Here is a 22,127-nt window from a genome sequence, read left to right as displayed (position 1 = left end):
CCCGAACTCAGGCCGCCGTGCCGATGATGTCGGCATAGCCATTGGCTTCCAGCTCATGCGCCAGCGTCTTGTCGCCCGACTTGATCACCTGGCCCTTATAGAGCACGTGGACGGTATCGGGCACGATATAGTCGAGCAGGCGCTGGTAATGGGTGATGACCACGACGGCGCGATCCGGCGAACGCAGCGCGTTGACGCCGTCGGCGACGATCTTCAGCGCGTCGATATCGAGGCCGGAATCGGTTTCGTCGAGCACGCAGAGCTTCGGTTCGAGCAGCGCCATCTGCAGGATCTCGGCGCGCTTCTTCTCGCCGCCGGAAAAGCCGACATTCAGCGGCCGCTTCAGCATCTCGGTATTGATCTGCAGCTTGCCGGCGGCATCCTTGACGCGGCGCATGAAATCCGGCGTCGTAAGCTCGTCCTCGCCGCGCGCCTTGCGCTGCTCGTTCATCGCCACCTTCAAGAACTGCATGGTGGCGACACCGGGGATTTCGACCGGATACTGAAAGGCAAGGAAGATGCCCTTGGCGGCGCGCTCGGCCGGATCGAGCTCGAGGATGCTCTCGCCATTATAAAGAATGTCGCCCTCAGTCACTTCGTAGTCGCTGCGGCCGGACAGCACATAGGAGAGTGTCGATTTGCCGGAGCCGTTCGGCCCCATGATCGCGGCAACTTCGCCGGCCTTCACCGTCAGGTTCAGGCCACGGATGATCTCGGTGCCGTCTTCGGCGATACGGGCATGGAGGTTTCTGATTTCAAGCATTTCGTTTTTCCTGTCCATAAAGCGGGTTCAAGTGCCGCCCAATTGACCGTTCTCATCGGCCTCAATCGTCATCCTAGGGCTTGTCCCGAGGATCTAAGCTTTAAATTGTAATCGTCCTAATGTTCCGGCGCGACCTTCCGCATAGGTGCGCAGATCCTCGGGACAAGCCCGAGGATGACGGAGACCTGTTTAGCCCACCGAGCCCTCGAGCGAGATGCTGATCAGCTTCTGCGCCTCGACGGCGAATTCCATCGGCAGTTCCTGCAGGACTTCCTTGACGAAGCCGTTGACGATCAGTGCGATCGCCGCTTCTGTCGGAATACCGCGCTGCAGGCAGTAGAACAGCTGGTCCTCGGAGATCTTCGACGTCGTGGCTTCATGTTCGAACTGCGCCGTCGAATTCTTCGCCTCGATGTAGGGCACGGTATGAGCGCCGCACTTGTCGCCGATCAGCAGCGAATCGCACTGGGTGAAGTTGCGTGCGTTCGACGCCTTGCGGTGAGCCGAGACCTGGCCGCGATAGGTGTTGTTGGACACGCCGGCGGCGATGCCCTTGGAGACGATGCGGCTCGACGTGTTCTTGCCGAGATGGATCATCTTGGTGCCGCTGTCGATCTGCTGATGGCCGTTGGACACGGCGATCGAGTAAAATTCTCCGCGGCTGTCGTCGCCGCGCAGGATGCAGGACGGATATTTCCAGGTGATCGCCGAGCCGGTTTCGACCTGCGTCCATGAAATCTTCGAGCGGTCGCCACGGCAATCGCCGCGCTTGGTGACGAAGTTGTAGATGCCGCCCTTGCCTTCCTTGTCACCGGGATACCAGTTCTGGACGGTGGAATACTTGATCTCGGCATCGTCGAGCGCAACCAGCTCGACCACTGCGGCATGCAGCTGGTTTTCGTCGCGCTGCGGCGCCGTGCAGCCTTCGAGATAGGAGACGTAGGCGCCTTCTTCCGCGATGATCAGGGTGCGCTCGAACTGGCCGGTGCCCTTCTCGTTGATGCGGAAATAGGTGGAAAGCTCCATCGGGCAGCGAACGCCCTTCGGAATGAACACGAAGGAGCCGTCGGTGAAAACAGCCGAATTCAGCGTCGCATAATAGTTATCGCTCGTCGGCACCACGGAGCCGAGATATTTCTGCACCAGTTCCGGATGCTCGCGGATGGCTTCGGAGATCGACATGAAAATCACGCCGGCCTTCTTCAGCTCTGCCTTGAAGGTGGTGACGACCGAAACGCTGTCGAAAACGGCATCGACGGCGATCTTCGGCTTCTCGACACCGGCAAGGATCTCCTGCTCGCGCAGCGGAATGCCGAGCTTCTCGTAGACCTTCAACAGCTCCGGATCGACCTCGTCGAGCGACTTCGGACCCGGCGTGCTCTTCGGCGCGGCGTAGTAATAGATGTCGTTGAAATCGATCTTCGGATAATTGACGCGCGCCCAGGTCGGCTCTTCCAGCGTCAGCCAGCGCCGATAGGCTTCAAGGCGCCATTCCAGCATCCACTCCGGCTCCTGCTTCTTGGCCGAAATGAAGCGAATGATGTCCTCGGACAGGCCTTTCGGCGCTTTGTCCATCTCGATGACGGTCTCGAAACCGTATTTGTACTGGTCCACATCGATCAGGCGGACCTGGTCGATTGTTTCCTGCACCGCAGCCATTTCATTCTCCAATCTCGCCGGATACAAGGTCCGGCAGCTTGTAGCGTTCGGGCAATTGTCCTGCCCTGATGTCGGGCAAATGCCTTACCCTGATGTAAGAGGCCAAAAGGGACTTTTCAGCCCGATTGGCAAGCGGAAATTTGCGTTTCCGCAAGTTTATGATGCGGCTTATGCCGCCTCACCCGCCGACCTTCGCCGGCAGGCAATCTTCGCGAAAGCCGCAATCGCCCTGTCGACATCGTCTTCCGTTGTCGAAAAGCCGAGCGAGATGCGCAATGCCCCGAGCTTGGCGTCACGTCCCATCGCCGTCAGCACATGGCTTTCGCCAAGCCGACCGGATGAGCAGGCCGAGCCTGCGGAAAGGGCAACGCCTTCGAGATCGAAGGCGATCTGCCCGGTCTCGGCCTTCAGCCCCGGCAGGGTGAAGAAGATCGTGTTGGCGACACGTTCGCCGCCCTCGCCGTGGATCATTACATCGGCTGCCGCCCGACGCATGCCGGCTTCCAGCCGCTCTCGCAACGCGCCGATCGCCGCATTGCGCCCATCGAGCTCCTCGGCCGCAGCTTCCGCCGCCGCGCCGAAGCCGATCAGCGCCAGTGAATTCTGTGTCCCCGAGCGGTGACCCCGCTCCTGCCCGCCGCCCTGGATCAGCGGCCGCGGCATCAGCGCCTCACCGCGCGCAATGAGCGCGCCGGCACCCTTCGGTCCCCCGATCTTATGCGAGGAGACGATCATGAAATCGGCGCCGATCCGATTGATGTCGAGCGCGAGGCGACCGGCGGCTTGAACGGCGTCGACGACCAAGAGCCCACCATGGGCATGCACGATCTTTGCCGCTGCCTCCACAGGCTGGACGATGCCCGTCTCGTTGTTGACGAGCATGATGGCGACCATCGGCAGGCCGGCAGCCTTGTCATGAGCATCGAGCAGGGTGCCGAGCGCATCGAGATCGACGATGCCGGCTTCCGTCACCGGGATCTCCGTCATCGCCTCCCTGGCGAAGCGGCCGCCTTCGCGCACCGCCGGGTGCTCGATCGCCGAAAAATAAAGCCGGCCGAGCCGCAGCGGCGTGCGGCCCATGCGGAAATCCGGTGTCAGCACCAGATTGGCGGCCTCGGTCGCGCCGCTGGTAAAAACCACATTTCCGGCATCGGTGCCGGCAAGTGCCGCCACTTTGCGCCGTGCGCCCTCGATTGCAGCGCGGGCGGCGCGGCCTTCGCCGTGCACGGAATTTGGATTGCCGAAAATGTCGATGGCGCGCATGATCGCCTCGCGTGCTGCGGGGTGCAGCGGCGCTGTGGCATTCCAGTCGAGATAAAGGCGTGGCGGCGCCATGATCTTCAGTCCTGCGCTTGACGAGCTTGCTTCAGCGGCCGCGGTTCATTTTTCTTGAAATTTCCGCCGGGCTTGCCTTATGACACATTCCACGATGCGTGGATCGCCATGCAAGTTTCGAATTGTTCTAAACTGCGTTTTAGAAAAGCTGACAACACTAGTCAAGTCAATGTTGTCGTCCAACGCAGCGCGAACGCGAAATAAAACCCGGAGTACCAATGCCCGAAGTAATTTTCAACGGCCCAGCCGGCCGTCTTGAAGGCCGCTACCAGCCCTCCAAGGAAAAAAGCGCGCCCATCGCCCTGATTCTGCATCCGCATCCGCAGTTCGGCGGCACAATGAACAATCAGATCGTCTATCAGCTCTTCTACATGTTCCAGAAGCGCGGGTTCACGACGCTGCGCTTCAATTTCCGGGGCATCGGCCGCAGCCAGGGCGAATTCGACCACGGCGCCGGCGAACTTTCGGATGCCGCCTCGGCGCTCGACTGGGTGCAGAGCCTGCATCCCGATTCCAAGACCTGTTGGGTCGCCGGTTATTCCTTCGGCTCCTGGATCGGCATGCAGCTGCTGATGCGCCGGCCGGAGATCGAAGGCTTCATGTCGATCGCGCCGCAGCCGAACACCTACGACTTCTCCTTCCTGGCGCCCTGCCCCTCTTCCGGCCTGATCATCAATGGCGAGGCCGACAAGGTAGCGCCGGAAAAGGATGTCAATGGCCTTGTGGAGAAGCTGAAGACCCAGAAGGGCATCCTCATCACCCACCGCACCGTTGCCAACGCCAACCACTTCTTCAACGGCCAGGTGGAAACCCTGATGGGCGAATGCGAAGACTATCTCGACCGCCGCCTCAACGGCGAACTGGTGCCGGAACCGGCCGCCAAGCGGATTCGCTGACACCACAAAATCTCGGCCTCATCGATGCCGTGACGGTCCGGAACACCCCCGGACCGAACGTGTCAGAACAGATCACCTATCGTGTTGCAATGTATGTTGCAGTGCGGTAGGGTCCTCGCGATCCTAACAAAAGCGAGGTCCGCAATGACCAAGTCGTTCGGGGAAGTCCTGGATAAGTATAGGGGAATCGGTCCGGGGTTCGATTTTCTTCGAATAGGGCTCGCCTTTTCCATCGTATTGACCCATTCCTTTTTGTTAACCAGGAACAATGACTTCATCAGGGGGTCGGTATTCTGGTTCACGGAATACGCTCTTGTTCCGATGTTCTTCGCGCTGAGCGGATTTCTGATCGCCGGCAGCGCCCAACGCCTGAGCCTCAGAAATTTCCTGATCAACCGAAGCTTGCGTATCGTCCCGGCGCTTGCCGTCGATATCGTCGTTTGTTCGCTGATCATCGGGCCGCTCGTCACGATCGTCTATCACGCCGAATATTTTACCGATCCGCGGTTTTTCAAATACTTTCTGAATATCGTCGGGTGGATCCATTACGAGCTGCCGGGCGTTTTCCAGGACAATCCGAGCCAACGTGTCAATGGCGCGCTCTGGACGGTTCCCTGGGAGATCTTCTGCTACATCATCATGTCGTTCCTGATGATCACCGCCATCGTCAAGACGCGCTACAAGCTGCTTGCGGTGACGATCGCCTATATCGTCATCGGCCTTGTCGTGCAGAAGATGCCCTATCTGCTGCCAGGCTCGATCAAGCCGATCGCTCGCTTCCTGTTCATGAGCCGAGGCTCCCAGCTGATAACGGCCTTCATGATGGGCATCGTCGTCTTTCAGTTCAAAGCGGTCATTCCGCATTCCCGCTGGCTGTTCGCCGCCGCCTGCCTGGTTTGCCTTGTCGCCATTCTCACCCTGGACAGCCAGGCGACGGAGTCGGTGATGAACCGGCCCCTGGTCATCACCTCTCTCGTTTATATCACCGTCTTTATCGGCCTGTCGGAGGTGCCCATTCCGGCCTTTTTCAGGAAGGGCGACTATTCCTACGGCGTCTATCTCTATCATGACCCGTTTTTGCAGATCTGGATCAGCTCGTTTCCGTCCGTCTTTCTCTACCCGAAATATGGTGCGCTGGCGCTCTATCTCGTCGGCCTGCCCTCGGCCCTCGCCGTGGCGGTGCTGTCCTGGCATTTCATCGAGAAGCCGATCCTTGGCCTTCGCAAGAAGTTCTCGTTCATCGCCCAGGTCAGGGGCGTCGAGGATGGCAATCAGGCTGGGCGCGAATCCCACGTCCGGCCCCCGGTTGCCGTAAAGAGTTAAATCAGGACTTTGCCGGCCGCATATCGGCGGTGAGTTCAAAAGCTGGGTCAAGCACTCCATCGATCAGGATCGGCACGCGTTCACGCATGCCGATTTTCCTCAGCACACGCTGCGAGGCGATGTTATCGGGATGCGTGAAGGCGATGAGGCGCTGCGCAAGCTGCCTTTCGAAGAACCAGTCGGCCAACGCACCTGCCGCCTCGGTCGCCAGGCCCTTGCCCCACACCTCCTCGCGCAGGGAATAGCCAAGTTCGAATTGCTCGTTCCTGAACTTCGAAATCCCCGCGCGACCGATAAACCGGCCGTCCTCGTCGAGGATCTTGTATTTCGTCGTGCCGTGGCGCGCCTGCTCCTCGAACCAGCCCCGCAGCCGCTCCTCAGCCTTTTCGAGACTCCATGGCCCGTTGCCGGACAGATATCGGGTCGTCGCCATCGTCGAATGCAGTTGCTGCACGAGGGGCGCATCGCCTTCGTCCCACATGACGAAGCTGAGCCGCGGCGTGCTCAATATGACGCTCTGCTCTCTCATGGCGTCGCCAGCACCCCGCCGCTGACGGGGGCGCTGACGCCCGTCGTGCCGGGAAACGTCAACGGCAGCCCGTCCAGCGAGCGGACGGCGAGATAGGCCCAGGCCTCGGCTTCCATCGCATCACCGTCAAAGCCTGCCTCCTCGGCGCTCAACACCCTCGCGCCCAGCCTTCCGGCCATGGCGGAAAACTCCGCCATCACGGTGGCGTTCAGCCGCCCGCCGCCGCAGACGATATAGATCGATGGGCTCTCGGGCAGAAAGCCGGCAGATTTGATGATCGAGGCGGCGGCGACATGGGCGAGCGTGCGGGCGCCGTCTTCAAGGCTCGCTTCCTCGGGCCGAAGCGGCGCGAAATCGCCGCGGTCGAGCGAACGGCGAAGATTGCCGCGGAAGAACGGGCTTTGCAGATAACGTTCCGCGAGAGCGGCCACGACCTTGCCGCGCCCCCCGATTTCGCCGCCGGGATCATAGGTTCTGCCGGTCTGCATCTCCACCCACTGGTCGATCAGCGTATTGCCCGGCCCACTGTCGAAGGCCGATATCCGGCCATCCGTGCCGATAAAGGTCAAATTGGAGATGCCGCCGATATTGACGAAGCACACCGCCTGTCCAGCCTGCTGGAATTTTCCCGCAAGTGCGGCGTGATAGGCAGGCACCAGCGGCGCGCCCTGCCCGCCATGAACCATGTCGTTGGCGCGCATGTCGTACACCACCGGAATGCCGGTTCGGCGCACCAGTTCCGGACCGTCACCGATCTGGATCGTCAATCCTTCGTCAGGGCGATGCAGTACTGTCTGGCCATGAAAGCCGAGAACATCGACGGCATCGGCAGAAAGCCCGAAACGCTCCAGGAATGCCGTAACGGCAATTGCATGCCGTAAGGTCAGTTCCAGCTCGATGTCGCGAAGCTCAGCGGGCCGTTCGCTCCTGTCGCTGAGCGGACGCGCCAGTTCCAGCGCCCGTTTCAGCCGGCCGCGAAAATCGGCGTCATAGGGCACGCCCATGAACGGCCCGTGCTCGATGAAGCCGCGGCCGTCGGTCCTGAGCAGCGCGACATCGATTCCGTCCATCGACGTGCCGCTCATCAGACCGATCGCAGTCCTGATGACATCCATGAGGCTTGCCTCCCATGCGATTCCCGGATGCACTTTGATAAAAACAGTGCTAAACGCGCCGCGACAGATCAACAACAACGAACTTGCGCGAGACCCGCATGGGCGAGCGCAGATATCAAGAGACGAAGGCCATGTCCGAGTTCAAGTCCGATTTCCTCCGCACGCTGAAAGAGCGCGGCTTCATTCATCAGATCTCTGATGAGCGCGGCCTCGACGACATGTTCGCCAAGGAAACCGTGACGGCTTATATCGGCTTCGATCCGACGGCGCCCAGCCTGCACGCCGGCTCGCTGATCCAGATCATGATGTTGCACTGGATGCAGAAGACCGGTCATCGCGCCATCTCGCTGATGGGCGGCGGCACCGGCATGGTCGGCGATCCCTCCTTCAAGGAAGAAGCGCGCCAGCTCATGACCGTGGACACGATCGAAGGCAACATCGCCTCGATCAAGCGCGTCTTCTCCAACTATCTGAACTACGGCGACGGTCCGAAGGACGCGCTGATGATCAACAATGCCGAATGGCTGCGCTCGCTGAACTACCTCGAATTCCTGCGTGATGTCGGCAAGCACTTCTCGGTCAACCGCATGCTGTCCTTCGACAGCGTGAAGACGCGTCTCGACCGCGAACAGTCCCTGTCCTTCCTGGAATTCAACTACATGATCCTCCAGGCCTACGACTTCGTCGAGCTCGCCAAGCGCTACGATTGCCGCCTGCAAATGGGTGGTTCCGACCAATGGGGCAATATCGTCAACGGCATCGACCTCGGTCACCGTATGGGGACACCGCAGCTCTATGCGCTGACCTCGCCGCTGCTGACGACATCGTCGGGCGCCAAAATGGGCAAGTCGGCGACGGGCGCTGTCTGGCTGAACGCCGACATGCTCTCGGCCTATGATTTCTGGCAGTACTGGCGTAACACCGAGGACGCCGACGTCTCGCGCTTCCTGAAGCTCTACACGACGCTGCCGATGGATGAAATCGCCCGCCTCTCGGCACTCGGCGGTTCGGAGATCAACGAGGTCAAGAAGATCCTTGCGACCGAGGTCACGGCGATCCTGCACGGCCGCGAAGCCGCCGAACAGGCAGCCGAAACGGCGCGCAAGACCTTCGAGGAAGGCGGTCTTTCGGAAAACCTGCCTTCGGTCGATATCCCGGCCGGCGAACTCGATAGCGGCATCGGCCTGCTCTCGCTGATGGTCCGCGCCGGCCTCGCCGGCTCGAACGGCGAAGCCCGCCGCCACGTCCAGGGCGGCGCTGTCCGCATCAACGACGAGGCAGTCAGCGACGAACGCCGCCTGATCGGCAGCGGCGAAATCACCACCGACGGCGTCATCAAGCTCTCGCTCGGCAAGAAGAAGCACATCCTGATCCGCCGCGCGGCGTAAGCGGCCTCAATTCCGAACAGATATGAAAGCCGGCCTCCGCGCCGGCTTTTTCGATTTCGCTGACGGCGTGTCGAGGCATTTGCGAAGTTGACGATAGAGCCGCGCGTACCGAGAGTTTTCGCGGCACTACCGCATACGGTCACTCGACTCCCGGCCGGGATGGCGCATCCGTCCGTTCGGCCTCTCGAAACACATAGCTTGGCGGATTGACGTCTGAAGCAGGTTTGACGCGCGACCACCAGCTGATCGAGAAGACAGGCGGCGTCATCATCGCGTCGAGAGGAACCGTCAGCACATGGGCCGACCGGATGAGCTCCGGCGGCTTCAGTCGCTCGCTCTTTTCAGCGGGATATGCAGCATGGCCGCCGACCGCAGCGGCGATCACCGCGACCGATACGAAAGAGACTGTCCGAGCGCACTGCATGGCATCCTCCGACATCGCAACGGCCGTTGCCAAGGCCGGAGACGCAGCTTACATCAAATTTCCCTAAAATAGCAGGCCAAGCGTCGTTCGCTCGTTTCGACACCGGGCTTCGGATCGATTCTGATCGGGTCGATGCTTGCGCGTTTTGCCGATCCTACTCAGGCGGAAAGGAATTTAGGCGTTCTCGCCACGACCTCTGCCGTCCGGCCTTCACAGCCTCACTGGAACTCGAAGATCTGCCGGAAGACGCCAGGCGCGATAATCGACAGCGGATTGATCTGCAGGTTCGGTTGGTCGAACTTGCCCGTCAGTTTGAAGGTGATGCCGATCAGGCCGCGGTCGCTGCCATTTCCGAGGATGACGCCGATCAGCGGCAGCTCGGCAAAGAGGCGGTTGAGGCCGTAGGCCGGCATGAAGGTGCCGGTCATGTCCATATTGCCCTTGCGGTCGCGCACGACGCCCTGGAAGGTCGCGCCGATCTGGTCGCCGCGCAGCACGCCGTTCTCGATGCCGACCATGCCATTGCGTGAAACGACGCGGGCAAAGCCACGCTGGAAGCGCTGCGACGAGGTATCGATGTCGCGCTTGACCGCCTCGTTGAGGCTGCGCTGTTCACTTCCGACAGGCGTCGAGACGATCGAGCGCAAGCGTTGTTCGTTGACGATCGAGAAGCGGCGCACATCGAGCGAGCCGTCCCAGCCGCCCTCTGCCCCCAGCCGGATCGCCAGATTGAGCAACCCTCCCTGCATGTGCTGGTAGAGATCGGCGAAACGCGATACCGCGCCGGCATCGCCGCTGGTGATGTTGATGACGCCGCCGTCCTTCATCTGGCTGACCACGGCCTCGCCGCTGTCCGTGACGGCGGAAAAGTTGAGCGTCTGCAGCTTGTCGCCGCGCAGTGATATCTGCGCCTGGAAATTGCCGACCTTCTCGTCGTTGAAGCCGATGACGTTTTTCAGCCGGGCGCGCACCGATACGCTGGTGTCGCCGGCATCCCCGTCGCCATCGCCGTCCGAGCCCGATTTCAACCGCGCGATAACAGGCCGCGCATCGGCGCTGTCGCCGGAGACCGAGACGTCGAAATTGCCTTTGCTGCGCTTCACCGAGAGAGCGAAATCGTCGAGCGAGGAAAGCTTGACACTGTCGAAATCGGCCGAGGTCAGCCCACCCTTGCCGATATTGAGCGATCCGTTGGCGCCGAAACCGTCGCCTTTCAGCCGGAAGTTCTTGATCTGAGTGTTGTCGGCCGGGCCGGAGGTTTCAAATTCGGCTGTGGCGGCAATGCCGCTGCCCTTCGACCAGCCGATCCAAGGCAATTCGAGCAGCGATTTGGTGAGGTCGAGCTGGACGTCCTGCCGGTCGTTGTCGATCCGCGTCAGCACCATCTTCACGCTGCCGCCGATGATGCCCGAAAGGCCGGGTATCAGCTTGTTGCGCTGGTCCTCGGAAAGCGTCGCGGTGATCACCCGCTGCCGCAACGCACTGTCGGATGCCTCAACCGGTTCGGTAAGATCGATATCGGCCGGAACGCCGTCGATCTGGGCCTTGGCATCGAGCGTGATCTGTTTCGGATTGCCGTTCAGCGTGCCGTCGAGATTGGTGATGGTACGGCCGGAAAATGGCTTGGCGAGATCAATATCGCTGAGCTTCATGGCCGCCGCCCATTCGGCCGGCGGCGGGTTCTGCGAGGAGAGCAGGCCGAAATGCGCCTTCACATTCGCCTCGATCCGGCCCTTGAAATCGTCGGGCGTAAAGCCGGCGCGCTGCAGCACCCGGATCGGCCTGTAGGTCAGAAGCTCGCCGACCGCGTCCGCCGCGCCGGACACCGCGAGATCGATATCTGCCATCAGCGGCTTGTCATAGGCGGATGGTATGACGAATGTCCCCTGCCCGAGACCGACGGACCGGCCGGATGGGAAATAGGACGTGCCGCTTTTGATCGCGATCGTCGCGACGGGGCCGGTCAGGTCGAAATGTGCCGACGTGTCGCGGATCGGCGGAATGTCGCCGGCGACGTTCATCCGAGCCCCCGCGATGTCGAAACCGATGCGGATCTGGTTGGCGTCGAGCTTCAATCCCTTGCCGCCGGCTGCCTCGTCCAGCCGGCCGAAGGGAATGAAAACGGAAATGGAAGCGTCGGTGACGGTGCCGCCGAAGAGATTGCCGTGCACCCAGTTGCGCACCTTGGGCGCCATCCAGAACGGCCAGAGCTGCTTGATCGCCGTCGTCTGCAGCTGCGACGACTGGCCGGCGAAGCTGATCTCCGGCGATTTGTCACCGAGCTTGATATCAAGCGATCCGTAGAGCGCGCCGAGCGGGCTGGAAACGGTCATGTTGGGAAACCGGAATTCCCGGCCGGCGACCATGTACCGCCCGGTCGCCTGGATATCGAAGGCAACAGGCGGCTCGCCGGAACCGCCGGGGGCCGCCGTGCCGCCGCTGACCAGCAGGTCGATGCCGAAGCCCTTGCCGGCCTGCGGGTCGAGCTTGTCGAGATCGATCAGCGCGCCGTTGATCGGCAGCGTGGTCGCGCCGAACCGGGCGTTGGACCGGGCAATCTCGATCGTCTGCTTGGCGAAATCATAAACGAGGTTGATTTGCCCGCCCGACAGCTCCTGCGGATCACCGTCCGCATAGATCAGGCCGGGATCGATATCGACCGTTGCCGCAAGCGCCGGCTGCGCGCCATCGCGCGCCCTGGTGGCCGACACCGTCATGTCGACAAAGGCGCTAAGCCCCTGCCGTATCACACCCTGATCGTTGCGTTTCAGCGCGAACGGCGTGAGGTCGGCATGCTTCAGCGTCGCCACCACCTTCGAAACGTGACCGTCTTCCTTCTCGGCCAGCACGTCGAGTTCCGCCACCTCGCCGTTGAGCGCCACCTCGCCGGTCAATTGCAGCGAGGACGGGCCGGCATGGGCAAAGACGAGATTGTCGACGACGAGCGACAGCGGACCGTTAGCGGTATCGGCAAGCTTGATGTCGATGCCGGAAATGCGCACCGAATTCGTCGAGCCGCGTGTGGCAATACTGTCGAACATGTCGAACTGCGAGAAAATCCTCTCCATCGCCGCCGGCATGGCGTCGATGCGCAGATCGTCGAGCTTGACGGGATTGCCGGAAGGCAGAAGCGCGGTATCGAGCGCGATATCGTCAGCCTCGATGTCCGTGACGGCGATGCGGCCGCGGAAGAGCTGCAGCGGATCCAGCCCCAGACGCACCGAACCCGTCGTCGACAGATGCTGGCCACTCTCCTGGTCGATCATGTTGACGTTGCGCGCTTCCAGCGCCAGACGTAAGCCCGAGGTGAAGCGGATGACGGTGGAGCCGACCTCGGCGCGGTAGCGCGGTCCGGCCACGCCGTTCAGCGCCGCCTGCGCCTGCTGCGACAGCGGTTTGTCGAACATGCCGCTCTCGACGGTGAAAACGATGCCGGCCAGAATAACAAGGATCAGTCCCACGAATCCGCAGGTCAGCTTCGCCGTGCGGCGCATCGGCGAACGCGGCGGCGGGCAATGGACGATGATCGGATCCTCGGCCTGGGCGGACGGCAAGCGGTCCAGCGCAACGATATCCTTCTTGCGAAACGTGACCTTTTCGCCGCGGATGGCTGACATGCGCCCTCGGGCTCTCCCTTTAGTGAAGAATTGAACCCGGCCATGCTGGACGGGTTTCCATCCACTATATAATTCGGGGAGAGAAAGTGTCATCCACAAACCCGGCAAAAGAAAGGTTTTCCCAATGGCGGTTCCCGGCATCGGCGCCACGGCCCCCGATTTCAACCTTCCCCGCGACGGCGGCGGCCGCGTCTCGCTGGCCGAATTCCACGGCAGGCCGCTCGTGCTGTTCTTCTATCCCAAGGACGATACGACCGGCTGCACCGCCGAATCATTGGCTTTCACGGCCTTAGCAGCCGAGTTTGATGCGGCGGGCGCCGCCGTCATCGGCATGTCTCCCGATTCGGCCGCCTGCCATGACAAGTTCGTCAAGAAGCACCGTCTTTCGGTTGCGCTCGCCTCGGACGAGGAAAAGACGACGCTGCAGGCCTATGGCGTCTGGAGAGAAAAGAGCATGTATGGCCGCAATTTCATGGGCGTCGAACGCACCACCTTTCTCATCCGCAAGGACGGCATCATCGCCACCATCTGGCAGAAGGTAAGGGTGCAGGGGCATGCCGAAACCGTGCTCGAGGCCGTGCGGAATCTCGCCGCGTGACGGGGCATCTGGCCATAACCTCGCTGCGCGGTGGCGCCATCGATGCGATCTCTTCCGCCGATCTCGACCGCAAGACGGCTCTTGCGCAGGAAAGCGCCACCCGCTGGTTCGCCCGCCGGGTGTCGCTGCGCTCGCCGCTCGATGCCGCCCTGCCGGACAGGCCCGGTCGTCCCGACAGGCCGGAGCTGACGCCGCCGACCCAGGTGAAGAAGCGCTCGCTGCATACGCTCAAAGGGCGGATCGCCCTGCTGCATGCCATCGCCCATATCGAACTCAACGCCGTCGATCTGGCGCTCGATATCGTCGCGCGATTCGCGACAGAGCAGGTGCCGAACTCCTTCTTCGACGGCTGGATGCAAGTCGCTTTCGAGGAGGCGAAGCATTTTCGCATGGTGCGCGCCAGACTCAACGATCTCGGCGCCGATTACGGCGATCTCCCCGCCCATGACGGGCTCTGGCAGGCTGCCCATTCGACGCGCAACGATCTGACGGCAAGGCTCGCCGTCGTGCCGCTGATTCTTGAAGCCCGCGGCCTCGACGTCACGCCGTCGCTGCAGGCGAAGATGCGCGAAACCGGCGATCTCGAAAGTGCGGCGGTGCTCGACGTCATCTACAACGACGAGAAAGGCCACGTCGCCATCGGCGCCAAATGGTTCCGCTTCCTCTGCGCGCGGGAAAAGCGCGACCCGGCAAAAGCCTTCCAGGAACTGGTACGCGCCAATTTCCGCGGACCGCTGAAGCCGCCCTTCAATGATCTCGCCCGTGCCGAGGCGGGGCTGACGCCGTCCTTCTACCGCGCGCTGGCATCGATCAGCCACGCTTGAAATGCCTAGTATTTCTGCCGGGTACGACGGCAATGAAAGCATTCATTAACCATAAACGTGTCTAATTTTCCGAAAGAGGCGTAGAGCATCAATCGGGAGAGCCTGCGTGAACAGCGGACATCAGCACCGGGTATTCGGCAGGCGGGCGCAGGAACATATCCTCATCCTGGCAAGCGGCGACAATGTCCGCCACATGACGGTCCGGCCGTGGATGGCAGCCCTTGCCTTCTGCTTCATCGGCGTGTTCTCGATCGGCTATCTTCTCGCCACCTCCTATCTCGTGCTGCGCGACGACCTGATCGGCGCCACCATGGCGCGCCAGGCCCGCATGCAGCACGACTATGAAGACCGGATCGCCGCCCTTCGCGCTCAGGTTGACCGCATCACCTCCCGCCAGCTTCTCGACCAGCAGGTGGTCGAGGACAAGGTCGACAAGCTGATGGAGCAGCAGATGGCGCTGACCTCACGCCACGGCAAGCTCGACAATCTGCTCGACCGGGCCGAAAGCTCCGGGCTGACGGAAAAGGACGGTGCCCTGCCCGCGCCGTCTTCGCCCGTTCAGTCCTATGCTCCCGATATCAAGGACAAGCGCGCTTCGCTTAACGGTGGAGGCATCGAGGCGATCGAAAAACAATTGGCGAGCGGCGCGCCTGCCGATGCGACGCCCGACAATTCGACGCTTGCCTATGTGCCGACCGCTGAGACGGTCGGCGACCGCGCCGACCGGATCTTCTCCAAGGTGACGCTGTCGCTGAAGGATGTCGAACAGGACCAGCGCAGCCGGGTCGAACAGCTGACGAGCGATGCCGGCAGTGCCGCCAACGCCATCGAGACCGTGCTGACCCGCTTCAAGATCCCGATGCCCGAGACCGCTGCCAGGAAAGACGATGCCGATGCCGTCGGCGGCCCCTATGTCGAGCCTGAAAGCAACGACGACTTCAACAATTCGCTGGTCGCCCTCGACGGCGCGCTGACCCGGCTCGAAGCCGTGCGCAGCACCGCCGAATCCCTGCCCTTCCGCAATCCCGCCGTCGGTAAGGAAGTGACCAGCCCCTTCGGCAATCGCCGTGACCCCTTCCTTGGCCGCCTCGCGCTTCATTCCGGCATAGACTTCCGCTTTTCGCCGGGCGAAAGGATCCGCCCGACGGCGCCTGGCAAAGTGATTTCAGCCGGCTGGACCGGCGGCTACGGCAACATGGTCGAGGTCGATCATGGCAACGGCATCTCGACGCGCTACGGGCATATGTCGGAGGTGCTGGTCAAGGTCGGCGACACGGTTGACCGCAACGATGTCATCGGTCTTGCCGGCAGCACCGGCCGCTCGACAGGCACACACCTGCATTATGAAGTGCGCCAGGACGGCCACGCGGTCGATCCAGTATATTTCATGAATGCCGGCCTTAAACTCGCCACCTATATCAAGTAATACCCGCCCGGTAACCATCGCTTCACTCTGCACGGGGTGCTGCCTCTCTAATTCTTGACTTGCCGGCCATTCGGGGCTATGTCGCGCTGCATTGCGGCATGCAATCCCGCCGACTCGTTCAGAGCTCGGCCGAACCGGAACGGAAACAGTTTTCCCTTTGACGACATTTGCTGACCTTGGCTTGAGCCAAAAAGTGCTATCCGCTGTTGCCGACGCGGGCTACACGATCCCCACGCCCATTCAGGCGGGAGCCATTCCCTTTGCGCTCGAGCGCCGCGATATTTGCGGCATCGCGCAGACAGGCACCGGCAAGACGGCATCCTTCGTTCTGCCGATGCTGTCGCTTCTGGAAAAAGGCCGCGCCCGCGCCCGCATGCCCCGCACGCTGATCCTCGAGCCGACGCGCGAACTCGCCGCCCAGGTCGCCGAGAATTTCGAGAAATACGGCAAGAACCACCGCCTCAACGTCGCCCTGCTGATCGGCGGCGTTTCTTTCGAGGACCAGGACCGCAAGCTCGAGCGCGGCGCCGACGTGCTGATCTGCACGCCCGGCCGCCTGCTCGACCATTTCGAGCGCGGCAAGCTCTTGATGAGCGGCGTCGAGATCCTCGTCATCGACGAGGCCGACCGCATGCTCGACATGGGTTTCATCCCGGATATCGAGCGCATCGCCAAGATGATCCCGTTCACCCGTCAGACCCTGTTCTTCTCGGCGACCATGCCGCCGGAAATCCAGAAGCTCGCCGACCGGTTCCTGCAGAATCCCGAGCGCATCGAGGTCGCAAAGCCGGCTTCCGCCGCAAAGACCGTGACGCAGCGCTTCGTCGCCTCCCACAGCAAGGATTACGAAAAGCGCTCGGTTCTGCGCGAACTCGTCCGTGCCCAGACAGAGCTGAAGAACGCCATCATCTTCTGCAACCGCAAGAAGGATGTCGCCGATCTCTTCCGGTCGCTCGAGCGCCACGGTTTCTCCGTCGGCGCCCTGCATGGCGATATGGACCAGCGCTCCCGCACGATGATGCTGCAGAGCTTCCGTGACGGCAATCTCCAGCTGCTGGTTGCCTCCGACGTTGCAGCCCGCGGCCTCGACATTCCCGATGTCAGCCACGTCTTCAATTTCGATGTGCCGATTCACTCCGAGGATTACGTCCACCGCATCGGCCGCACCGGCCGTGCCGGCCGCTCGGGTGCCGCCTTCACCCTGGTCACCAAGCGCGACACCAAATTCGTCGACGCCATCGAGAAGCTGATCGGCGAAAAGGTCGAATGGCAGAACGGTGACCTGAATTCCCTGCCGCCGGCGGAAGAAGGCAAGGACAGCGAACGCCCGCGCCGCAACAGCCGCGAGCGTGGCGGTCGGGACGATCGAGGCGAAAAGGATCGCGGCCGCGGCCGCGGCAGTCGTGGCGCCGCGAGTCATAAATCTGACAACGACATACAGGATAATGACGTCCAAGTGATCCAGGCAGCACCAGTAAAGGCCGACATCGTGAAGAACGAGCGCAAAGCAGAGCAGAAGCCGCAGAACAACGCGCGCAACAATCGGCCTTATCCGGCAAATGATGACAGCCGCGACCGCCGCCGCCATCGCGACCACGACGACGGCCCGACCCCGATCGGTTTCGGCGACGATATCCCCGCTTTCATGCTGATCGCCGGCAGCGCCAAGGTCTGAGCATTGCCATGGCCAGACCCGGTATCGATTTTCCGGGTCTCGGCGTCGGGCTGGTGATTCTGCGCGACGCCAGGATCCTTCTCTACAAACGTATGCGCCCACCTGAAGCCGGCTATTGGAACATTGTCGGCGGCAAGGTCGATCACATGGAGCCGGCCGAGGAAGCCGCGCGCCGCGAGGCCGAAGAAGAAACCGGCCTGACGATCGGGCGCATCGAACGAATCGGCATGACCGAGCAGATCATCGATGCCGATCGCCAGCACTGGATTTCAGTTCTCTATCTCGCCCGTGACATCGAAGGCGAACCACAATTGACCGAACCGGACAAGCTTTCGGATTTCGGCTGGTTTCCGCTGACGGACTTGCCCGAGCCGCTGTCGGCCTTCACCAAGGCGGCGATAGCGGCTTTGCCGATTGCCGAACGCAGCTAGTCATTCGGCGCGAAGCGACGCCTCATAGGCTAGCCGCACCCATTTCGCCATCAGATCGGGATCGTCATAGGCCTCGTCGGGGATCGACCAGTAGGGCATCTTCACCGGCTTGCCCTTCTTGCCTTCATAGCTCCACTGCGTGGCGCCGGCAGCGGCAAATTCCGGGGCGCTCTTGTCATCGGCCTTCAGCAGCATCTCGTCCCGCACTTCGAGCGCGATGATGCGCCCAAGGTGATAGATGCCCTTGCCGCCGAACATGCGCTTGACCGTGACCGGGCCGAGCCCCTGAAACATTTCCTCGATCCCGGCATTGTCCATTCTCTATTCCCTCGAAATCTCGGCCACGGCGCTCTCATTACAGCGCGTGATAATCCCGGTCCATATAGATGAGCGCCGGGTGTTTTTCGCTGAAGCGGACGGCCGCGACTTCGCCGAAGATGACATTGTGCGTCGGCATTTCCTTGATGTCGGTCACCCGGCAATCGAAGGCGGCAAGCGCGTCGGCCAGGACGGGCGCGCCGGTGACGAGCATCTCAAAACGGGCGCTGGCGAAACGGTCGTCATCGGCAAGCGCCGTGCGTCCGGAAAAGGCATCGGCGACGCCCTGATGATGGGCGCCGAGCGTATTCAGCGCGAAGATGCCGCTCCTGAAAAAGATGTCGTTCTTCGGGTTGGTGTTGTTGAGGCAGATCAGCACCGAGGCCGGATTATCCGAGACCGAGCAGGCGGCGGTGATGGTGACGCCGCGGCGCAACTCGCCCATCGCCGTCGTCACGAGCTGCACATGGCCGGCATAACGGCTCATGGCATCGCGATAAAGGCCAGGGTCGATATGCTGCCTGTTCAACACCTGCTTCTCCCGTGCGCGCTTTTGCATTGATCGACTTGTTATCGCGCCAATATGGCGAGCATCGGTTACCTTTTCTACAATAGGACCGGTGAAAAGCGCTGCGTTGCGCTTGTTTTTCTTTGACGATCGCGGCCTTGCGGATAAAAGGGCATGGACGACGGCTAGGGATCTTCGCCTTTCATGATCAACCTGCGTGGCATAGCAGCCTTTCTGACGCTGCTGGGAGCGGCCGTGCCGAGCCATGCGGCAGGCGTGACGATCGGCGTCGTCGCCCCTCAGAACGGCACGCTCGCCCTCCTCGGCGCCCAGATTGCCGCCGGCGCCGGTTTCGAGATTCAACAATCAGGCAATACTCTGGTCGCCATTAACGAGACCTGCGAAGAGAATAGCGGCGCAGCAATTGCCGACGCGCTGATCAATGCCAAGGTGGAGGTCGCGATCGGCTTTCTCTGCAGCGAGACGCTGGAAGGCGCACTGCCGAAGCTGAAGGACGCCAACATTCCCGCGATCACCGTCTCCGTGCGCTCCCGCATCCTGATGGAGGATGCGCTGAAGAACGGCTGGCCGCTCTTCCGGGCAGCGCCTGCCGACGGCGCCGAGGCGGCAAAGATCATCGAAGTCATCCTGAAGGACTGGGCCGCCGATCCGATCGCCCTGATCGAAGACGGCACCATCCATGGCCGAGAACTGACGGAAGCAGTGCGCAACGCGCTGGAGCAGAACGGCCTGAAGCCGGTCTTTACCGACACCTATCGGCCGGGACAGGAACAGCAGATTGCTCTCGTGCGCCGCCTGAAACGGGCCGGCGCCACCAGGGTCTTCATCGGCGGCGACCGCAACGACGTTGCCGTCATCGCCCGCGACGCCAAGGCGGAGAACATCCCGCTGTCCATCCTTGGCGGCGATGCCATGCGCGCCGCCGACCAGCCGCTGCCGCTGATTACAGGCGTGCGCGCCGTTGCCCTGCCCGAATATACCGTTCGGCCGGAAAGCGCAGCTGCAGCCGACGCTTTGCGCGCCAAAGGCATCGAGCCGGAAGGTTATGTCCTGCCGTCGCTGGCCGCGGCACTGATTGCCGGCCAGGCTGCGGAAGCCGCCGCTGTAGCGAACAAACCCCTCCAGGAGATGCTTCTCGGCACGACATTCCAGACGCCGATCGGCACTATGGCCTTCACCGGCGCGCATGAGCTTTCGCAAAACCCCTACCGCCTGCTCGAATGGCGGGGCAACGGCTTTTTTCCACCCGCCGCGCCAACGCAATGAGCGGCGCGCGCCAGCCTTGAATCAGGGCGCCGCAGTCAAATGGCGACCCATATGGAGTAAGATTTGATGACGCTGCCCATTCGCATCGCCCCCTCGATCCTCGCGGCGGATTTCGCCAGGCTCGGCGAGGAGGTGCGCGACGTAACGGCCGCCGGCGCCGACTGGATTCATCTCGACGTGATGGACGGGCATTTCGTGCCGAACATCTCCTTCGGCCCTGATGTCATCAAGTCGCTGCGCTCCTACACATCAGCCACCTTCGACTGCCACCTGATGATCTCGCCGGTCGACGATTATCTCGAAGCCTTCGCCAAGGCCGGCTGCGATCGGATCACTGTCCATGCCGAAGCCGGACCGCATCTGCACCGCTCGCTGCAAACCATCCGCAATCTCGGCAAGAAGGTCGGCGTGACGATCAATCCGGCGACACCGCTCAGCGCCATCGAGAACGTGCTCGACGATGTCGACCTCATCCTGATCATGTCGGTCAATCCCGGCTTCGGCGGACAGAAGTTCATTCCGGCGATGGCGACCAAGATCGCGGCGGCGAAGTCACTGATCGGTGATCGGCCGATCGAACTCGAGGTCGACGGCGGCGTGACTGTGGAAACGGCGCCGGCAATTGCCCGGGCGGGCGGCAACGTCCTCGTCGCCGGCTCGGCAATTTTCAAGGGCGATACGGTCGAGGCTTACCGTCGGACCATCGCCGATCTGCGTCAGGCAGCCGAAGGGGCACGAACATGAAGAAGCGTCTCATCATTGGCGGGGTGCTCGCCGCCGCACTTGCCGGCCTGCCCGGCATGTCACTTGCCGGAGACATTGCCAATATCCAGCCGATCGGCTTTTCCGCCGACGGCAAGGTCTTCGGATTTCAGGAATTCGGCATCAAGGAGGAGGGCCGCGTCCCCTACTCCAACACCTATTTCGTCAATACCGGCAGCGGCCAGTATCTCGAGGGCACGCCGTTTCGCACCGAACTGACCGATAAGGACGCCAATCTTTCCAAGGCGCGGCGGCAGAACCTGACGGCGGCACGCGGCGAGATGGACAAATACGATCTCCTGACCAATCCCGGCCTGATCGCCGCCTTCAATCCGCCGACCGAACTCGGTTCTCCTTCGAAGACGATCCGTTACACGACGCTTGCGACCGACGGTCCGCCAAAATCGCCCTATACGCTCTCGCTCGGCGAGATGCCGGTGCCGACGCCGAAGGAGTGCGCTTCGATCGACAAGCGGGTGCTTGGCTTCAGCCTGCAGATGATTGAGAAGGAGGGCGCTCCGAACCGCCAGGCGGCACGCCAGGCCACCGCCGTTCCGGCCGAACGGGTATGTTCGGTCGAATACCGGATCGGCGGTGCGATGGTCTATCAGCCGGAAACCGGAAATCAGGTTCACATCGCCCTCATCCTCGCCTTCGATGCCGAGAGGAACGGACGCTGGATCGCCGTTCCGGTTCATCCCTGAGCATGGATCGCCCCAGGACGGATCGCCCGAGGATGGATCGTCTAAGAGCTGCGCGGCCGCCCTACCCTGATCTGATTGCCGGCGCGCTGCTTTGGGGCATGCAGATGCTCGCCGCCGCCATGCTCGGCCTTTACCTGCGCAACGGCCTGGAGACGAGCCGCCTTGCCGAGGTCGCCACACTCTATTTCCTCGGCGGCCTGCTCGCCTGGCCCTTCGCCCTACCGGTCGCCCGCTTCCTTGCCTATGACAGGCCGCCGGAAGCACGTTTTGCCGCTTTTTTCGTGACGCTGACAGCAGCGACGATTGCGATGACCGCCTTCCTCTTCGCCATGGAATACCGGATCTTTTATTCGCGCTGGCACGCCCCCTTCGGCAGCATCATCTGGGCTTTCCAGTTCGTCTTCACCAGTATCAGCGCTGTCTACCAGTTCCTGGTGATCGGCCTGCGTCTTTTCCTGCCGCTTGGTCTCGTCTGCCTTGTCGTCAGCAGCTATCATCTTGCCAAACGCATGCGTTGAGATTGCCGCCCGTCTTTGCTACAGGGG

Annotated in this window: 21 protein-coding genes; 12 read left to right on the top strand and 9 right to left on the bottom strand. The window is 61.9% G+C overall.

The features are described from left to right. Positions 1 to 7: 7 nt before the first annotated feature. The 3 genes from sufC to FHT79_RS11295 form a co-directional block, all read right to left on the bottom strand. Positions 8 to 763, bottom strand: coding sequence for a Fe-S cluster assembly ATPase SufC (sufC, locus tag FHT79_RS11305; protein ID WP_018445225.1), 756 nt, complete (start codon positions 761 to 763; stop codon positions 8 to 10). A 189-nt stretch (positions 764 to 952) separates the two neighbouring features. Next, a complete protein-coding gene (gene sufB / locus FHT79_RS11300; protein ID WP_047609963.1) occupies positions 953 to 2,422 on the bottom strand; it encodes a Fe-S cluster assembly protein SufB in 1,470 nt (489 codons plus the stop codon). A 168-nt stretch (positions 2,423 to 2,590) separates the two neighbouring features. After that, positions 2,591 to 3,757, bottom strand: a complete 1,167-nt coding sequence (locus FHT79_RS11295) for a cysteine desulfurase family protein (protein ID WP_097594395.1) — start codon at positions 3,755 to 3,757, stop codon at positions 2,591 to 2,593. A 218-nt stretch (positions 3,758 to 3,975) separates the two neighbouring features. Between FHT79_RS11295 and FHT79_RS11290 the strand changes: the two genes are divergently transcribed. Both FHT79_RS11290 and FHT79_RS11285 read left to right on the top strand, forming a co-directional pair. Next, the gene (locus FHT79_RS11290) at positions 3,976 to 4,653 is read left to right on the top strand and encodes an alpha/beta hydrolase (protein ID WP_003559715.1); all 678 of its coding nucleotides are present in this window, start codon (positions 3,976 to 3,978) and stop codon (positions 4,651 to 4,653) included. A 144-nt stretch (positions 4,654 to 4,797) separates the two neighbouring features. Then, positions 4,798 to 5,976: an acyltransferase gene (locus FHT79_RS11285; protein WP_168333003.1), complete on the top strand. Its 1,179-nt coding sequence runs from the start codon at positions 4,798 to 4,800 to the stop codon at positions 5,974 to 5,976. Position 5,977: 1 nt separating this feature from the next. Here FHT79_RS11285 and FHT79_RS11280 read toward each other — a convergent pair whose 3' ends face one another. Both FHT79_RS11280 and FHT79_RS11275 read right to left on the bottom strand, forming a co-directional pair. After that, the gene (locus FHT79_RS11280; protein WP_028759177.1) at positions 5,978 to 6,505 is read right to left on the bottom strand and encodes a GNAT family N-acetyltransferase; all 528 of its coding nucleotides are present in this window, start codon (positions 6,503 to 6,505) and stop codon (positions 5,978 to 5,980) included. Beyond that, complete coding sequence (locus tag FHT79_RS11275) at positions 6,502 to 7,620, bottom strand: anhydro-N-acetylmuramic acid kinase (RefSeq protein ID WP_097594393.1); 1,119 nt, start codon at positions 7,618 to 7,620, stop codon at positions 6,502 to 6,504. Before FHT79_RS11275 ends, FHT79_RS11280 begins: the two co-directional genes overlap by 4 nt. A 131-nt stretch (positions 7,621 to 7,751) precedes the next feature. Between FHT79_RS11275 and tyrS the strand changes: the two genes are divergently transcribed. Continuing rightward, positions 7,752 to 9,008 (top strand): tyrosine--tRNA ligase, encoded by a 1,257-nt coding sequence (gene tyrS / locus FHT79_RS11270; protein WP_028758366.1) that lies wholly within the window; start codon positions 7,752 to 7,754, stop codon positions 9,006 to 9,008. 139 nt (positions 9,009 to 9,147) lie between these two features. On the opposite strand, the gene FHT79_RS11265 is transcribed toward tyrS, so the two are convergent. Together FHT79_RS11265 and FHT79_RS11260 are read right to left on the bottom strand one after the other, a co-directional pair. Continuing rightward, positions 9,148 to 9,432, bottom strand: coding sequence for a hypothetical protein (locus FHT79_RS11265; RefSeq protein ID WP_028758365.1), 285 nt, complete (start codon positions 9,430 to 9,432; stop codon positions 9,148 to 9,150). A 218-nt stretch (positions 9,433 to 9,650) separates the two neighbouring features. Then, positions 9,651 to 13,049, bottom strand: coding sequence for a DUF3971 domain-containing protein (locus tag FHT79_RS11260; protein WP_028758364.1), 3,399 nt, complete (start codon positions 13,047 to 13,049; stop codon positions 9,651 to 9,653). Between the two features lie 124 nt (positions 13,050 to 13,173). Here FHT79_RS11260 and FHT79_RS11255 point away from each other — a divergent pair, with 124 nt between their 5' ends. The 5 genes from FHT79_RS11255 to FHT79_RS11235 all read left to right on the top strand — a co-directional run bounded on the left by FHT79_RS11255 (position 13,174) and on the right by FHT79_RS11235 (position 18,003). Next, positions 13,174 to 13,647: a peroxiredoxin gene (locus FHT79_RS11255; protein WP_028758363.1), complete on the top strand. Its 474-nt coding sequence runs from the start codon at positions 13,174 to 13,176 to the stop codon at positions 13,645 to 13,647. Continuing rightward, a complete protein-coding gene (locus tag FHT79_RS11250; RefSeq protein ID WP_028758362.1) occupies positions 13,644 to 14,471 on the top strand; it encodes a ferritin-like domain-containing protein in 828 nt (275 codons plus the stop codon). The genes FHT79_RS11255 and FHT79_RS11250 overlap by 4 nt, the downstream gene beginning before the upstream one ends. A 106-nt stretch (positions 14,472 to 14,577) precedes the next feature. Continuing rightward, positions 14,578 to 15,897, top strand: coding sequence for a peptidoglycan DD-metalloendopeptidase family protein (locus FHT79_RS11245; protein WP_028758361.1), 1,320 nt, complete (start codon positions 14,578 to 14,580; stop codon positions 15,895 to 15,897). A 157-nt stretch (positions 15,898 to 16,054) separates the two neighbouring features. Then, positions 16,055 to 17,572 carry a DEAD/DEAH box helicase gene (locus FHT79_RS11240; protein WP_028758360.1) on the top strand — a complete coding sequence of 506 codons (1,518 nt, stop codon included), beginning with the start codon at positions 16,055 to 16,057 and terminating at the stop codon, positions 17,570 to 17,572. 8 nt (positions 17,573 to 17,580) lie between these two features. Then, positions 17,581 to 18,003 carry an NUDIX domain-containing protein gene (locus tag FHT79_RS11235; RefSeq protein ID WP_028758359.1) on the top strand — a complete coding sequence of 141 codons (423 nt, stop codon included), beginning with the start codon at positions 17,581 to 17,583 and terminating at the stop codon, positions 18,001 to 18,003. Here the strand turns inward: FHT79_RS11235 and FHT79_RS11230 are convergent, their stop codons facing one another. Next, entirely contained in the window at positions 18,004 to 18,321 is a 318-nt protein-coding gene (locus tag FHT79_RS11230; RefSeq protein WP_028758358.1) for a TfoX/Sxy family protein, read from the bottom strand. A gap of 37 nt (positions 18,322 to 18,358) precedes the next feature. Beyond that, positions 18,359 to 18,853 carry a flavin reductase gene (locus FHT79_RS11225; protein WP_028758357.1) on the bottom strand — a complete coding sequence of 165 codons (495 nt, stop codon included), beginning with the start codon at positions 18,851 to 18,853 and terminating at the stop codon, positions 18,359 to 18,361. Positions 18,854 to 19,033: 180 nt separating this feature from the next. On the opposite strand from FHT79_RS11225, the gene FHT79_RS11220 reads away from it, so the two are divergent. The 4 genes from FHT79_RS11220 to FHT79_RS11205 all read left to right on the top strand — a co-directional run bounded on the left by FHT79_RS11220 (position 19,034) and on the right by FHT79_RS11205 (position 22,100). Further along, positions 19,034 to 20,116: an ABC transporter substrate-binding protein gene (locus FHT79_RS11220; RefSeq protein WP_028758356.1), complete on the top strand. Its 1,083-nt coding sequence runs from the start codon at positions 19,034 to 19,036 to the stop codon at positions 20,114 to 20,116. Positions 20,117 to 20,182: 66 nt separating this feature from the next. Continuing rightward, on the top strand, positions 20,183 to 20,860 hold the full coding sequence (gene rpe / locus FHT79_RS11215; RefSeq protein WP_028758355.1) for a ribulose-phosphate 3-epimerase: 678 nt from the start codon (positions 20,183 to 20,185) through the stop codon (positions 20,858 to 20,860). Continuing rightward, complete coding sequence (locus FHT79_RS11210) at positions 20,857 to 21,582, top strand: DUF2259 domain-containing protein (protein ID WP_028758354.1); 726 nt, start codon at positions 20,857 to 20,859, stop codon at positions 21,580 to 21,582. The genes rpe and FHT79_RS11210 overlap by 4 nt, the downstream gene beginning before the upstream one ends. A 32-nt stretch (positions 21,583 to 21,614) precedes the next feature. Further along, entirely contained in the window at positions 21,615 to 22,100 is a 486-nt protein-coding gene (locus FHT79_RS11205; RefSeq protein ID WP_088930350.1) for a hypothetical protein, read from the top strand. Positions 22,101 to 22,127 lie beyond the last annotated feature (27 nt).

Source organism: Rhizobium sp. BK212 (assembly GCF_014197475.1).
Lineage (GTDB): Bacteria > Pseudomonadota > Alphaproteobacteria > Rhizobiales > Rhizobiaceae > Rhizobium > Rhizobium anhuiense.
This window is presented reverse-complemented; position numbering and strand designations above follow the sequence as displayed.

Coding starts and splice junctions, on each gene's coding strand:
- sufC (WP_018445225.1), bottom strand. CDS start 763: ATGCTTGAAATCAGAAACCTCCATGCCCGTATCGCCGAAGACGGCACC.
- sufB (WP_047609963.1), bottom strand. CDS start 2,422: ATGGCTGCGGTGCAGGAAACAATCGACCAGGTCCGCCTGATCGATGTG.
- FHT79_RS11295 (WP_097594395.1), bottom strand. CDS start 3,757: ATGGCGCCGCCACGCCTTTATCTCGACTGGAATGCCACAGCGCCGCTG.
- FHT79_RS11290 (WP_003559715.1), top strand. CDS start 3,976: ATGCCCGAAGTAATTTTCAACGGCCCAGCCGGCCGTCTTGAAGGCCGC.
- FHT79_RS11285 (WP_168333003.1), top strand. CDS start 4,798: ATGACCAAGTCGTTCGGGGAAGTCCTGGATAAGTATAGGGGAATCGGT.
- FHT79_RS11280 (WP_028759177.1), bottom strand. CDS start 6,505: ATGAGAGAGCAGAGCGTCATATTGAGCACGCCGCGGCTCAGCTTCGTC.
- FHT79_RS11275 (WP_097594393.1), bottom strand. CDS start 7,620: ATGGATGTCATCAGGACTGCGATCGGTCTGATGAGCGGCACGTCGATG.
- tyrS (WP_028758366.1), top strand. CDS start 7,752: ATGTCCGAGTTCAAGTCCGATTTCCTCCGCACGCTGAAAGAGCGCGGC.
- FHT79_RS11265 (WP_028758365.1), bottom strand. CDS start 9,432: ATGCAGTGCGCTCGGACAGTCTCTTTCGTATCGGTCGCGGTGATCGCC.
- FHT79_RS11260 (WP_028758364.1), bottom strand. CDS start 13,049: ATGTCAGCCATCCGCGGCGAAAAGGTCACGTTTCGCAAGAAGGATATC.
- FHT79_RS11255 (WP_028758363.1), top strand. CDS start 13,174: ATGGCGGTTCCCGGCATCGGCGCCACGGCCCCCGATTTCAACCTTCCC.
- FHT79_RS11235 (WP_028758359.1), top strand. CDS start 17,581: ATGGCCAGACCCGGTATCGATTTTCCGGGTCTCGGCGTCGGGCTGGTG.
- FHT79_RS11230 (WP_028758358.1), bottom strand. CDS start 18,321: ATGGACAATGCCGGGATCGAGGAAATGTTTCAGGGGCTCGGCCCGGTC.
- FHT79_RS11220 (WP_028758356.1), top strand. CDS start 19,034: ATGATCAACCTGCGTGGCATAGCAGCCTTTCTGACGCTGCTGGGAGCG.
- rpe (WP_028758355.1), top strand. CDS start 20,183: ATGACGCTGCCCATTCGCATCGCCCCCTCGATCCTCGCGGCGGATTTC.
- FHT79_RS11210 (WP_028758354.1), top strand. CDS start 20,857: ATGAAGAAGCGTCTCATCATTGGCGGGGTGCTCGCCGCCGCACTTGCC.
- FHT79_RS11205 (WP_088930350.1), top strand. CDS start 21,615: ATGGATCGTCTAAGAGCTGCGCGGCCGCCCTACCCTGATCTGATTGCC.